The sequence below is a fragment of the Citrobacter sp. wls711 genome, from assembly GCF_005281055.1.
Taxonomy (GTDB): domain Bacteria; phylum Pseudomonadota; class Gammaproteobacteria; order Enterobacterales; family Enterobacteriaceae; genus Citrobacter; species Citrobacter gillenii.
Genome location: NZ_SZXC01000020.1, coordinates 183,215 through 196,800, shown reverse-complemented (window position 1 = coordinate 196,800; position 13,586 = coordinate 183,215). Strand labels below are relative to the sequence as shown.

Here is a 13,586-nt window from a genome sequence, read left to right as displayed (position 1 = left end):
CCTATACGAGTTTTAAATACGGAACCGAGAATCTGATGAGTGACTTTAAATCAACCCTGAATTTGCCGGAAACAGGGTTCCCGATGCGCGGCGATCTCGCCAAGCGTGAACCGGGAATGCTGGCGCGTTGGACCGATGATGACCTGTACGGCATCATTCGTGCGGCTAAAAAAGGCAAAAAAACCTTTATTCTGCATGATGGCCCTCCTTATGCGAATGGCAGCATTCATATTGGTCACTCCGTTAACAAGATTCTGAAAGACATTATCGTGAAGTCCAAAGGGCTTTCCGGTTACGACTCCCCTTATATCCCTGGCTGGGACTGCCACGGCCTGCCTATCGAACTGAAAGTAGAGCAGGAGTTCGGCAAGCCGGGTGAAAAGTTCACTGCCGCAGAGTTCCGCGCCAAGTGCCGTGAATACGCCGCAACGCAGGTTGACGGTCAGCGTAAAGACTTTATCCGTCTGGGCGTGCTGGGGGACTGGCAGAAGCCGTACCTGACGATGGACTTCAAAACCGAAGCCAACATCATTCGCGCGCTGGGCAAAATCATCGGTAACGGCCATCTGCATAAAGGCGCGAAGCCGGTGCACTGGTGTGTAGACTGCCGTTCCGCGCTGGCGGAAGCGGAAGTTGAGTATTACGACAAAACCTCCCCGTCTATCGACGTTGCGTTCCACGCCGCCGATCAGGATGCGGTGAAAGCGAAATTTGGCGTTTCTGACGTGAATGGCCCGATCTCTCTGGTTATCTGGACCACCACCCCGTGGACCCTGCCGGCTAACCGTGCGATTTCTCTGGCCCCTGATTTCGACTATGCACTGGTGCAGATTGACGGTCAGGCCGTGATTCTGGCAAAAGACCTGGTCGAAAGTGTGATGCAGCGTCTCGGCGCGGCTGATTACACCATTCTGGGCACAGTTAAAGGCGCTGAGCTGGAACTGCTGCGCTTTACCCATCCGTTCATGGGCTTTGATGTTCCGGCGATCTTGGGCGATCACGTGACGCTGGATGCCGGTACCGGTGCGGTACACACCGCGCCAGGCCACGGTCCGGATGACTACGTGATTGGTCAGAAATACGGCCTGGAAGTCGCAAACCCGGTAGGGCCAGATGGTACCTATCTGCCGGGCACGTACCCGACTCTGGATGGGGTTAACGTCTTCAAGGCGAACGATGTTGTCGTGGCGCTGTTGACTGAAAAAGGGGCACTGCTGCACGTTGAGAAGATGCAGCACAGCTATCCGTGCTGCTGGCGTCACAAGTCACCGATCATCTTCCGTGCCACCCCACAGTGGTTTGTCAGCATGGATCAGAAAGGCCTGCGTGCGCAGTCGCTGAAAGAGATCAAAGGTGTGCAGTGGATCCCCGATTGGGGCCAGGCGCGTATTGAATCGATGGTTGCCAACCGTCCTGACTGGTGTATCTCCCGTCAGCGTACGTGGGGTGTGCCGATGTCTCTGTTTGTCCACAAAGACACTGAAGAGCTGCATCCGCGCGCCATCGAACTGATGGAAGAAGTGGCTAAACGTGTTGAAGTTGACGGCATCCAGGCGTGGTGGGATCTCGATCCCAAAGATATCCTCGGTGATGAAGCCGATCAGTACGTCAAAGTACCGGATACCCTGGACGTATGGTTCGACTCCGGTTCTACCCACTCATCCGTCGTCGACGTGCGTCCTGAGTTTTCGGGGCATGCGGCAGATATGTATCTGGAAGGCTCTGACCAGCATCGTGGCTGGTTCATGTCTTCGCTGATGATCTCCACTGCAATGAAGGGCAAAGCGCCGTACCGTCAGGTACTGACCCACGGTTTCACCGTTGATGGTCAGGGCCGCAAGATGTCCAAGTCCATCGGTAACACCGTTTCTCCGCAGGACGTGATGAACAAGCTGGGTGCGGATATTCTGCGCCTGTGGGTGGCGTCTACCGACTATACCGGTGAAATGGCCGTTTCTGACGAAATCCTGAAACGTGCTGCCGACAGCTATCGCCGTATCCGTAACACCGCGCGCTTCCTGCTGGCAAACCTGAACGGGTTTGATCCGGTGAAAGACATGGTGAAACCGGAAGAGATGGTTGTTCTGGACCGTTGGGCTGTGGGCTGTGCGCAAGCGGCGCAGGACGAGATCCTCAAAGCCTACGAAGCCTATGACTTCCACGAAGTGGTACAGCGCCTGATGCGTTTCTGCTCCGTCGAAATGGGTTCGTTCTACCTCGATATCATCAAAGACCGTCAGTACACCGCGAAAGCGGACAGCGTGGCGCGTCGCAGCTGCCAGACCGCGCTGTTCCATATTGCTGAAGCGCTGGTGCGCTGGATGGCGCCGATCATGTCCTTCACCGCAGATGAAATCTGGGGCTACCTGCCGGGCGATCGTGAAAAATACGTCTTCACCGGTGAGTGGTATCAGGGGCTGTTTGGCCTGGCCGATACCGAAGCGATGAACGATACGTTCTGGGACGAGCTGCTGAAAGTGCGTGGCGAAGTGAACAAGGTCATCGAGCAGGCACGTGCAGACAAGAAAGTGGGCGGTTCTCTGGAAGCGGCAGTGACCCTGTACGCTGAACCTGAACTGGCTGCCAAGCTGACAGCGCTGGGCGAAGAGTTACGCTTTGTTCTGTTGACCTCGGGTGCGACTGTTGCGGACTATGCTGCAGCACCGACCGATGCTCAGCAGAGCGAACTGCTCAAGGGCTTGAAAATTGCTCTGAGCAAAGCCGAAGGCGAGAAATGCCCGCGTTGCTGGCATTACACGACCGACGTGGGTCAGGTGGCGGAACACGCAGAAATCTGCGGACGCTGTGTCAGCAACATCGCCGGTGATGGCGAACAACGTAAGTTTGCCTGATGAGTCAGCCTCTTTGTTCAACAGGACTCCGCTGGCTGTGGCTGGTGGTAGTCGTGCTGATTATTGATTTGGGCAGCAAGTACCTGATCCTCCAGAATTTTGCTCTGGGGGATACGGTGTCGCTGTTCCCGTCACTGAATCTGCACTATGCGCGTAACTACGGCGCGGCGTTTAGCTTCCTGGCTGACAGCGGTGGCTGGCAGCGGTGGTTCTTTGCCGGTATCGCGATCGGTATTTGCGTCATTCTAATGGTGATGATGTATCGCTCGAAGGCGACGCAGAAGCTGAATAACATCGCGTATGCGTTAATCATTGGCGGTGCACTGGGCAACTTGTTTGACCGCCTGTGGCACGGCTTCGTCGTGGATATGATTGACTTTTACGTCGGTGACTGGCATTTCGCCACCTTCAACCTTGCCGATACGGCGATTTGTATCGGTGCGGCGTTGATTGTGCTGGAAGGCTTCTTACCGGCGAAAGAGAAAAAAGCCGCATAAAAATATGCCGGATGGCGCTATGCTTATCCGGCCTACACTCTACTGCGAATCTTGTAGGCCCGGTAAGCGTAGCGCCACCGGGCAAACAGGCGGCAGCACTTTTAAAGAGCAACCTGCATGTCTAAATCAGTACAGAGTAACAGTGCGGTGCTGGTGCACTTCACCTTAAAGCTCGACGATGGCTCCACCGCAGAGTCAACCCGCAGTAACGGCAAGCCTGCGCTGTTTCGCCTGGGCGACGGTTCTCTGTCTGAAGGACTGGAACAACACCTGCTGGGGTTAAAAGAGGGCGATAAAACCACTTTTGCCCTGGAGCCGGACGCCGCTTTTGGCGTATCAAGCCCGGACCTCATTCAGTATTTCTCGCGTCGGGAGTTTATGGACGCGGGTGAGCCAGAAATTGGCGCTATCATGCTCTTTACCGCAATGGACGGCAGTGAGATGCCAGGCGTTGTCCGCGAAATCAACGGTGATTCCATCACGGTTGACTTCAACCATCCGCTGGCCGGGCATACCGTTCATTTTGATATTGAAGTGCTGGAAGTCGAACCGGCACTGGAGGCGTAAAATGCAGATCCTGTTGGCTAACCCGCGCGGATTTTGCGCTGGCGTAGACCGCGCTATCAGCATTGTGGAAAACGCGCTGGCTATTTACGGCGCGCCGATTTATGTCCGTCATGAAGTGGTGCATAACCGCTATGTGGTGGATAGCCTGCGCGAGCGCGGCGCTATTTTTATTGAGCAAATCAGTGAAGTGCCGGATGGCGCGATCCTGATTTTCTCCGCCCACGGTGTGTCTCAGGCTGTGCGTAACGAAGCCAAAGGCCGCGATCTGACGGTCTTTGATGCCACCTGCCCGCTGGTGACCAAAGTGCATATGGAAGTCGCGCGCGCCAGCCGCCGTGGCGAAGAGTCGATTCTGATTGGTCACGCCGGACACCCGGAGGTTGAGGGTACGATGGGCCAGTACAGCAACCCGCAGGGGGGGATGTACCTGGTGGAATCGCCGGAAGACGTTCTGACGTTGAATGTCAAAAATGAAGGTAAGCTCTCCTTCATGACCCAGACTACGCTCTCGGTTGATGACACCTCTGATGTGATTGATGCCCTGCGTCAACGCTTCCCGAAAATTGTTGGGCCGCGTAAAGACGATATCTGCTATGCCACCACCAACCGTCAGGAAGCGGTTCGTGCGTTGGCGGAGCAAGCGGATGTGGTACTGGTTGTCGGCTCGAAAAACTCGTCGAACTCCAACCGCCTGGCAGAACTGGCCCAGCGTATGGGCAAGGCCGCGTATCTGATTGACGATGCGACCGATATCCAGGAAGCCTGGGTGAAAGATGCGGCGAGCGTCGGCGTGACGGCCGGTGCTTCTGCGCCGGATATTCTGGTACAGAACGTGATTGTCCGTCTGCAGGAGCTCGGCGGTGGGGATGCTATCCCACTGGAAGGCCGTGAAGAGAACATCGTTTTCGAAGTGCCGAAAGAGCTGCGTGTGGATGTTCGTGAAGTAGAGTAACTCTTTCGCGTCATGATTATGAGAAGATGCCAGACTTAACGTCTGGCATTTTTTTTGGAGAAACCATGCGCTTACCGATCATTCTTGATACCGATCCCGGCATTGATGATGCGGCGGCGATTGCCGCTGCACTGTTTTCCCCCGAGCTGGATCTGCAACTGATGACGACGGTGGCAGGCAACGTGTCGGTGGAAAAAACGACCCGTAATGCGTTGCAGTTGCTGCACTTTTGGAATGCGGATATTCCGTTGGCGCAGGGGGCAGCTATGCCGCTGGTGCGGCCGCTGCGTGATGCGGCTTCAGTGCACGGTGAGTCCGGTATGGCAGGGTATGATTTTGTCGAACACAATCGGCAGCCGCTGGCGAAACCCGCCTTCCAGGCAATTCGAGATGCGCTGATGCATGCCCCGCAGCCCGTTACGCTGGTGGCAATTGGCCCGTTGACCAATATTGCTCTGTTGCTTACCCACTATCCTGAATGCGTATTCAATATTCGCCGCCTGGTGATGATGGGCGGTTCAGCCGGGCGCGGTAACTTTACGCCCAATGCGGAGTTTAATATTGCTGTCGATCCCGAAGCGGCGGCGAAGGTCTTTCGCAGTGGGTTGGAGATAGTCATGTGCGGGCTGGATGTCACCAACCAGGCCATGCTGGCACCAGAGTACCTGGCAACATTACCCGCACTTAATCAGACGGGGAAAATGCTGCACGCGCTGTTCAGTCATTATCGTAGCGGCAGCATGAATACCGGTCTGCGTATGCACGATCTCTGCGCCATTGCCTGGCTGGTCCGCCCGGATCTGTTCACGCTCCAGCCCTGCTTTGTGGCGGTGGAAACCCAGGGGGAATACACCTCGGGAACGACGGTAGTGGATATCGAGGGTCGCCTTGGGCAGCCCGCCAACGCGCAGGTCGCGCTGGCGCTGGATGTTGACGGCTTCCGCCAGTGGGTCGCTGAGGTGCTGTCACGCGCGCCATAATCAACGGCCAGACTGAGGCAATTTCTCGCTAAGGTAATCAATCATGGCCCGCATTCTGGCGGGCATATGTTGGTTGCGTGTCCATAAGAGCCACAGGTCGCCGCTGTAATCGCTGATAAACTCCCACTCTGGTAATACCTGGACAATCTCGCCGCTGGCAAGCGTTTCACGGGCGGTAAACAGCGGCAGGCTGCCTATCCCCAGATGATGTTTTACCGCGTCCAGCCGCACGCCGGTATGGTTGGCAGCATAACGCCCATGAGTTTGCAGAGTTTCAATTTTATCCCCACGGCGAAACTTCCAGCGCGAATCAGCGGGCGTTTCGCCAAGGCTAATACAGCTATGATCGCGCAGGGCCTGTGGGGTATCGGGCGTACCGTGCTGGCGCAAATATTCCGGCGTGGCGCAGATAACGTGACTGACCGGCATCAGCGGCTTGCCGTACAAACCCGGCGACGGCGACTGACTGATGCGCAGTGCCAGATCCACGCCATCATCAATTAAGTCCATATAGCGGTCTTCCAGCCTCAGACAGACATCCACGCCCGGGAAGCGGGTGAAAAACTCCGCCATTAAAGGGTGAATAACAAAACGCCCGACCGCCTTTGGCACGCTGACCGTCAGCTTCCCCTGGGCGATGGTCTGGCGACTGCTGCCGGAATCTACCGCCATTTGCGCAGCGTTTAGCATCTCTTGCGCGTGTTCATAAACCATCTTCCCGGTCTCGCTTAGCGCCAGCTTACGGGTGGTGCGGTGCAGCAGTTTGCTGCCTAATGCCAGCTCAAGCCGCGAGACGCTGCGGCTGATAGCGGAAGGCGTTGCGCCGGATATTTTGGCTGCGGCAGAGAAACTCCCCTGGTCGACAATCAACACAAAGGTGGCAAGGTCAGGAAGCAGGTTGGGATTCATTTGTGCGTACCAGGCAAAGATGCATTGAATGTGGATGGGATTATCGGTGCTGATAAAGTGAATATACTCTGCTCATCAAGAGGAGAACAACCATGACTGAACGTCTTTATTACACCAGCGATGACACCCGAGGCCATGCGACGATCGCACGCTGCACGGCAGAACCCGATGGACGCTATGCGATTACGCTCGATAGCACGCTGTTTCATCCACAGGGCGGCGGACAACCCTCGGACAGTGGCGCGATCGGTGGCGTCCCGGTTGAATGCGTGATGACGCGCGGTGAAGAGGTGGTGCATATTGTGGCGCAACCGCTGCCGCCTGGCGAAACGACGCTGCATATTGATGCTGCTGTCCGCCATCTTCACGCCCGTCTGCACTCAGCCGGGCACATGATTGGTCAGGCCGGTGAAATATTTGGTTGGCGACCGGTTAAAGCCCACCATTGGCCGAATGAAGGGCGCATTACTTTTGCGATAGGTGAGGGCAGCACTTTGCCGGAAGCGGCACAACTGATGGCGAAAATTGGCCAATGGCAGACCGACAATCTTGCGCGCCGAATGACCTTTGACGGCGGCTTACGCCAGGTCGGTTTTGGTGACCTACCGGGATATCCTTGTGGCGGTACGCACGTGGCCCGTTTATCCGAGTTGGGTGAGGTGATCATTACACAGGTTAAGCTGAAAAAAGGGCAGATGGTGGTGAGCTATACTCTAGCGGCCTGAAAATGGGCTGGAAGAAACGGTCACGCGAATTGGCTACCTACCGTTGGGTTTTAAAGTGCTTTTCTTATCGTCTGTCGCCATTCTGAGCGAGTTTGACTTCTTTCCCCGACTGCGGCAATGATTCATCCTGTGGAGTGAATCATGTCTTTTACTGATATTCCTCTCTGTTTATCATTAATTTCTAATTATGGACGTTTTCGGCTGGCGACCCTGTCGCGGGCTGGTTACTCTGAAAACGATTTACGCAATTTTAACAAAAGAGAATAGCTATGCATGATGCACAAATCCGCGTCGCCATTGCAGGCGCCGGTGGCCGCATGGGACGGCAGTTAATTCAGGCCACGATGGCGATGGAGGGAGTACAACTGGGGGCGGCACTCGAGCGTGACGGCTCCTCTTTACTGGGCAGCGATGCCGGTGAACTGGCGGGCGTTGGAAAATCTGGCGTAACCGTTCAGAGCAGCCTCGAAGCGGTAAAAGACGATTTCGATGTCTTTATCGATTTTACCCGCCCGGAAGGCACGCTGACGCATCTGGCATTTTGTCGGCAGCATGCAAAAGGCATGGTGATTGGCACGACCGGGTTTGATGATGCCGGTAAGCAGGCCATTCGCGATGCATCGCAGGATATTGGCATTGTGTTTGCCGCCAACTTTAGCGTTGGCGTGAACGTGATGCTTAAACTGCTGGAGAAAGCGGCGAAGGTGATGGGGGACTACACCGACATCGAAATTATTGAAGCGCACCACCGTCATAAAGTCGACGCACCGTCAGGGACGGCGCTGGCGATGGGGGAGGCGATTGCCGGGGCGCTGGACAAAGATTTAAAGGACTGTGCCGTCTACTCGCGTGAAGGTTACACCGGTGAACGTGTGCCTGGCACTATCGGTTTTGCCACGGTGCGTGCTGGTGACATCGTCGGGGAACATACGGCGATGTTCGCCGATATTGGCGAACGTATCGAGATTACGCACAAAGCGTCCAGTCGTATGACGTTTGCCAACGGTGCGGTAAGATCGGCGATGTGGTTGAAAGGTAAATCAAACGGTCTTTTTGATATGAAAGATGTGCTTGATTTAGGCAGTTTATAAGGTTTATTACCCTTCGTGATGTGGTTATGGTAATCATAATTTATTGATTACATAGGGCAATATTTTATTGCCCTTTTATTTTTCCATTGTTTTTACAATTTTCAATTAAAACGCTTATTTTAAGATGTTTTGTGATGTATTTTTGTTGCCTAAATGTAAATTTTGACCAAATGGTCCACTTTTTTGTCTGCCATGATTCATTTTTACATTCTTGACCTCCCGCAAGCGTTTTCTACCGTTACTTAGCTGATCTTTTTGCCTGTTAAATCACATGATTTATCCCAGTGGCGTAAAATAATAATAAAAAATCCCCTTTTGGGTAGACTTTTCCCCGGGCTGTCTCTAGAATGCCGCCGTTTGCCAGAAATCCATAGGTAAGCAAATTTGCATTGATTCATACTGTGTTAATGAATTAATATGCAAATAAAGTGAGTGAATATTCTCTGGAGGGTGTTTTGATTAAGTCAGCGCTATTGGTTCTGGAAGACGGAACCCAGTTTCACGGTCGGGCCATAGGGGCAACAGGTTCGGCGGTTGGGGAAGTCGTTTTCAATACTTCAATGACCGGTTATCAAGAAATCCTCACTGATCCTTCCTATTCCCGCCAAATCGTCACCCTTACTTATCCTCATATCGGCAATGTCGGCACCAATGAAGCCGATGCAGAATCTTCTCAGGTACATGCGCAAGGTCTGGTCATCCGCGACCTGCCGCTGATTGCCAGCAATTACCGCAATACCGAAGACCTCTCTTCTTACCTGAAGCGCCATAACATCGTGGCGATTGCCGATATTGATACCCGTAAGCTGACCCGTCTGCTGCGCGAGAAAGGCGCTCAGAACGGCTGCATCATCGCAGGGGATAACCTGGATGCACAGCTGGCGCTGGAAAAAGCGAAAGCCTTCCCGGGCCTGAACGGCATGGATCTGGCGAAAGAAGTCACTACGGCAGAACCGTATGGCTGGACCCAGGGAAGCTGGACGCTGGAAGGCGACCTGCCGGAAGCAAAATCCGCTGAAGAACTCCCGTTCCACGTGGTTGCCTACGATTTCGGTGCGAAACGCAACATTCTGCGTATGCTGGTGGACCGCGGCTGCCGCCTGACGGTTGTGCCTGCGCAGACCTCCGCAGAAGACGTATTAAAGATGAATCCGGACGGTATCTTCCTGTCCAACGGTCCTGGCGACCCGGCACCGTGTGACTACGCGATTGCCGCGATTCAGAAATTCCTCGAAACCGATATTCCGGTGTTTGGCATCTGTCTCGGCCATCAGCTGCTGGCGCTGGCGAGCGGTGCGAAGACCATCAAGATGAAGTTTGGCCACCACGGCGGCAACCATCCGGTGAAAGATATCGATAACAACACCGTGATGATTACCGCGCAGAACCACGGTTTTGCGGTGGATGAAGCCTCAATGCCTGCTACCTTGCGGGTTACGCACAAATCACTGTTCGATGGCACCCTACAGGGTATCCATCGCACCGACAAGCCGGCGTTTAGCTTCCAGGGCCACCCTGAAGCGAGCCCGGGGCCGCACGATGCTGCGCCGCTGTTCGACCACTTTATCGAGTTAATTGAGCAATACCGTCAGTCCGCGAAATAATCAGGAGTTAAAAGAGCCATGCCAAAACGTACAGACATAAAAAGTATCCTGATTCTGGGCGCGGGTCCGATTGTTATCGGCCAGGCGTGTGAGTTTGACTATTCCGGCGCGCAGGCGTGTAAAGCCCTGCGTGAAGAGGGTTACCGCGTTATTCTGGTCAACTCCAACCCGGCGACCATCATGACCGACCCGGAAATGGCCGATGCCACTTACATCGAGCCAATTCACTGGGAGGTGGTACGCAAAATTATCGAAAAAGAGCGCCCGGATGCGGTACTGCCTACCATGGGCGGCCAGACGGCGCTGAACTGCGCGCTGGAGCTGGAGCGTCAGGGCGTACTTGAAGAGTTCGGTGTGACCATGATTGGTGCCACCGCCGATGCGATTGATAAAGCAGAAGATCGCCGTCGCTTCGACATCGCAATGAAGAAAATCGGTCTCGACACCGCGCGTTCTGGTATCGCCCACACCATGGAAGAAGCGCTGGCGGTTGCCGCTGACGTCGGCTTCCCGTGCATCATCCGCCCGTCCTTCACCATGGGTGGTACCGGCGGCGGTATTGCCTATAACCGCGAAGAGTTTGAAGAGATTTGCGAACGCGGTCTGGATCTTTCCCCAACGAAAGAGCTGCTGATTGATGAATCGCTGATTGGCTGGAAAGAGTACGAGATGGAAGTGGTACGTGACAAAAATGATAACTGCATTATTGTCTGCTCCATCGAAAACTTCGACGCCATGGGCATTCATACCGGTGACTCCATCACCGTAGCGCCTGCCCAGACGCTGACCGACAAAGAATATCAAATCATGCGTAACGCCTCGATGGCGGTACTGCGTGAAATCGGCGTAGAAACCGGCGGGTCTAACGTGCAGTTTGCGGTGAACCCGAAAAACGGCCGCCTGATTGTCATTGAAATGAACCCACGCGTTTCCCGCTCCTCGGCGCTGGCCTCGAAAGCGACCGGTTTCCCGATTGCCAAAGTGGCGGCGAAACTGGCGGTCGGTTATACCCTCGATGAGCTGATGAACGACATCACCGGTGGTCGCACCCCGGCGTCGTTCGAACCGTCTATCGACTACGTTGTGACTAAGATCCCGCGCTTTAACTTCGAGAAGTTTGCCGGTGCTAACGACCGTCTGACGACGCAGATGAAGTCCGTCGGCGAAGTGATGGCGATTGGCCGCACACAGCAGGAATCGCTGCAAAAAGCGCTGCGCGGTCTGGAAGTGGGCGCCACCGGTTTCGACCCGAAAGTGAGCCTGGATGACCCGGAAGCGTTGACCAAAATTCGTCGCGAGCTGAAAGATGCAGGCGCTGAGCGTATCTGGTACATCGCCGATGCGTTCCGTGCTGGTCTGTCCGTTGATGGCGTCTTCAACCTGACCAACATTGACCGCTGGTTCCTGGTACAGATTGAAGAACTGGTGCGTCTGGAAGAAAAAGTTGCAGAGCTGGGGATTAACGGCCTCGACGCTGATTTCCTGCGCCAGCTCAAGCGTAAAGGCTTTGCCGATGCGCGTCTGGCAAAACTGGCTGGCGTGCGCGAAGCGGAAATCCGCAAACTGCGCGAACAGTATAAGCTGCACCCGGTTTATAAGCGTGTGGATACCTGCGCCGCAGAATTCTCCACCGACACTGCCTACATGTACTCCACCTATGAAGAAGAGTGCGAAGCGAACCCGACTCAGGATCGCGACAAAATTATGGTGCTGGGCGGTGGTCCGAACCGTATCGGCCAGGGTATCGAATTCGATTACTGCTGCGTACATGCGTCGCTGGCGCTGCGCGAAGACGGTTACGAGACCATTATGGTCAACTGTAACCCGGAAACGGTTTCTACCGACTACGACACCTCCGACCGTCTGTACTTTGAACCGGTAACGTTCGAAGACGTGCTGGAAATCGTGCGTATCGAGAAGCCGAAAGGCGTTATCGTGCAGTACGGCGGGCAGACTCCGCTGAAGCTGGCGCGTGCGCTGGAAGCCGCAGGCGTGCCGGTTATCGGCACCAGCCCGGACGCGATTGACCGTGCTGAAGACCGTGAGCGTTTCCAGCAGGCGGTTGACCGTCTGAAGCTAAAACAACCGGCCAACGCCACCGTTACCGCCATTGAAATGGCGGTCGAGAAGGCAAAAGAGATTGGCTACCCGCTGGTGGTGCGCCCGTCCTACGTGCTTGGCGGTCGGGCAATGGAAATTGTGTACGACGAAGCCGACCTGCGTCGCTACTTCCAGACAGCGGTCAGCGTCTCCAACGACGCGCCGGTGCTGCTGGACCGCTTCCTGGATGACGCAGTAGAAGTGGACGTGGACGCTATCTGCGACGGCGAAAGGGTGCTGATTGGCGGCATCATGGAGCACATTGAGCAGGCGGGCGTTCACTCCGGTGACTCCGCGTGCTCCCTGCCAGCCTACACGCTGAGCCAGGAAATTCAGGACGTAATGCGCCAGCAGGTGCAGAAACTGGCCTTCGAACTGCAGGTTCGTGGTCTGATGAACGTCCAGTTTGCGGTGAAGAACAACGAAGTTTACCTGATTGAAGTCAACCCGCGTGCGGCGCGTACCGTACCGTTTGTCTCCAAAGCCACTGGCGTACCCCTTGCAAAAGTGGCGGCGCGCGTGATGGTCGGTCAAACGCTGGCACAGCAGGGCGTCACCAAAGAAATTATCCCGCCGTACTACTCGGTGAAGGAAGTGGTGCTGCCGTTTAACAAGTTCCCGGGCGTTGACCCCCTGTTAGGGCCAGAAATGCGCTCTACCGGCGAAGTGATGGGCGTAGGCCGCACCTTTGCGGAAGCATTCGCCAAGGCGCAGTTGGGCAGCAGCTCCACCATGAAGAAACAGGGCCGCGCACTGCTCTCCGTGCGTGAAGGCGATAAAGAGCGCGTCGTTGACCTGGCGGCGAAGCTGCTGAAGTTTGGTTTCGAGCTGGACGCCACCCACGGTACGGCAATTGTACTGGGGGAAGCCGGTATCAACCCGCGTCTGGTAAACAAGGTGCATGAAGGTCGTCCGCATATTCAGGACCGTATCAAGAATGGCGAATATACCTATATCATCAACACCACTGAAGGTCGTCAGGCGATTGAAGACTCCAAGCTGATTCGCCGCAGCGCGCTGCAGTACAAAGTGCATTATGACACCACGCTGAACGGTGGTTTCGCCACGGCGATGGCGCTGAATGCGGATGCTACCGAGAAGGTGACCTCCGTTCAGGAAATGCACGCACAGATCGCGAAGTAATCGACAATGACCCACCCGCTTCTGAGCGGGTCGGGTCTGCAATTTAATAAGAAACGGTTTCTGTAAAGAAACCGTTTTTTTTATCTATTAAGGTCATTACGGGAAAATAGCGCTGTGATAACCACATTTTCAATGTAATAAGCAAGATGTTGCTCACACTAATCAA

The 13,586-nt window shown here is 55.0% G+C and carries 10 protein-coding genes; 9 read left to right on the top strand and 1 reads right to left on the bottom strand.

The genetic code is table 11. The features are described from left to right. Positions 1–35 precede the first annotated feature (35 nt). The 5 genes from ileS to rihC all read left to right on the top strand — a co-directional run bounded on the left by ileS (position 36) and on the right by rihC (position 5,848). A complete protein-coding gene (ileS, locus tag FDW98_RS06530) occupies positions 36–2,852 on the top strand; it encodes an isoleucine--tRNA ligase (RefSeq protein ID WP_096758364.1) in 2,817 nt (938 codons plus the stop codon). Then, entirely contained in the window at positions 2,852–3,349 is a 498-nt protein-coding gene (gene lspA, locus FDW98_RS06525) for a signal peptidase II (protein WP_096758363.1), read from the top strand. Before ileS ends, lspA begins: the two co-directional genes overlap by 1 nt. A 117-nt stretch (positions 3,350–3,466) precedes the next feature. Continuing rightward, on the top strand, positions 3,467–3,916 hold the full coding sequence (gene fkpB, locus FDW98_RS06520; RefSeq protein ID WP_096758362.1) for an FKBP-type peptidyl-prolyl cis-trans isomerase: 450 nt from the start codon (positions 3,467–3,469) through the stop codon (positions 3,914–3,916). 1 nt (position 3,917) lies between these two features. Then, a complete protein-coding gene (ispH, locus tag FDW98_RS06515) occupies positions 3,918–4,868 on the top strand; it encodes a 4-hydroxy-3-methylbut-2-enyl diphosphate reductase (RefSeq protein ID WP_096758361.1) in 951 nt (316 codons plus the stop codon). Positions 4,869–4,933: 65 nt separating this feature from the next. After that, positions 4,934–5,848, top strand: coding sequence for a ribonucleoside hydrolase RihC (rihC, locus tag FDW98_RS06510; RefSeq protein ID WP_096759472.1), 915 nt, complete (start codon positions 4,934–4,936; stop codon positions 5,846–5,848). Here the strand turns inward: rihC and FDW98_RS06505 are convergent, their stop codons facing one another. Next, on the bottom strand, positions 5,849–6,757 hold the full coding sequence (locus FDW98_RS06505) for a LysR family transcriptional regulator (RefSeq protein ID WP_096758360.1): 909 nt from the start codon (positions 6,755–6,757) through the stop codon (positions 5,849–5,851). 92 nt (positions 6,758–6,849) lie between these two features. Between FDW98_RS06505 and FDW98_RS06500 the strand changes: the two genes are divergently transcribed. The 4 genes from FDW98_RS06500 (at position 6,850) to carB (ending at position 13,420) form a co-directional block, all read left to right on the top strand. Then, entirely contained in the window at positions 6,850–7,482 is a 633-nt protein-coding gene (locus FDW98_RS06500; protein WP_096758359.1) for a hypothetical protein, read from the top strand. Between the two features lie 269 nt (positions 7,483–7,751). Next, positions 7,752–8,573, top strand: coding sequence for a 4-hydroxy-tetrahydrodipicolinate reductase (gene dapB / locus FDW98_RS06495; protein ID WP_096758358.1), 822 nt, complete (start codon positions 7,752–7,754; stop codon positions 8,571–8,573). A 455-nt stretch (positions 8,574–9,028) separates the two neighbouring features. Next, positions 9,029–10,177 carry a glutamine-hydrolyzing carbamoyl-phosphate synthase small subunit gene (gene carA, locus FDW98_RS06490; protein ID WP_096758357.1) on the top strand — a complete coding sequence of 383 codons (1,149 nt, stop codon included), beginning with the start codon at positions 9,029–9,031 and terminating at the stop codon, positions 10,175–10,177. An 18-nt stretch (positions 10,178–10,195) separates the two neighbouring features. Continuing rightward, a complete protein-coding gene (gene carB / locus FDW98_RS06485; RefSeq protein WP_096758356.1) occupies positions 10,196–13,420 on the top strand; it encodes a carbamoyl-phosphate synthase large subunit in 3,225 nt (1,074 codons plus the stop codon). The last annotated feature ends 166 nt before the right edge of the window (positions 13,421–13,586 follow it).

Bases quoted from the DNA above. Each gene is read 5' to 3' on its own strand.
- ileS (WP_096758364.1), top strand. From the start codon at position 36: ATGAGTGACTTTAAATCAACCCTGAATTTGCCGGAAACAGGGTTCCCG.
- lspA (WP_096758363.1), top strand. From the start codon at position 2,852: ATGAGTCAGCCTCTTTGTTCAACAGGACTCCGCTGGCTGTGGCTGGTG.
- fkpB (WP_096758362.1), top strand. From the start codon at position 3,467: ATGTCTAAATCAGTACAGAGTAACAGTGCGGTGCTGGTGCACTTCACC.
- ispH (WP_096758361.1), top strand. From the start codon at position 3,918: ATGCAGATCCTGTTGGCTAACCCGCGCGGATTTTGCGCTGGCGTAGAC.
- rihC (WP_096759472.1), top strand. From the start codon at position 4,934: ATGCGCTTACCGATCATTCTTGATACCGATCCCGGCATTGATGATGCG.
- FDW98_RS06505 (WP_096758360.1), bottom strand. From the start codon at position 6,757: ATGAATCCCAACCTGCTTCCTGACCTTGCCACCTTTGTGTTGATTGTC.
- FDW98_RS06500 (WP_096758359.1), top strand. From the start codon at position 6,850: ATGACTGAACGTCTTTATTACACCAGCGATGACACCCGAGGCCATGCG.
- dapB (WP_096758358.1), top strand. From the start codon at position 7,752: ATGCATGATGCACAAATCCGCGTCGCCATTGCAGGCGCCGGTGGCCGC.
- carB (WP_096758356.1), top strand. From the start codon at position 10,196: ATGCCAAAACGTACAGACATAAAAAGTATCCTGATTCTGGGCGCGGGT.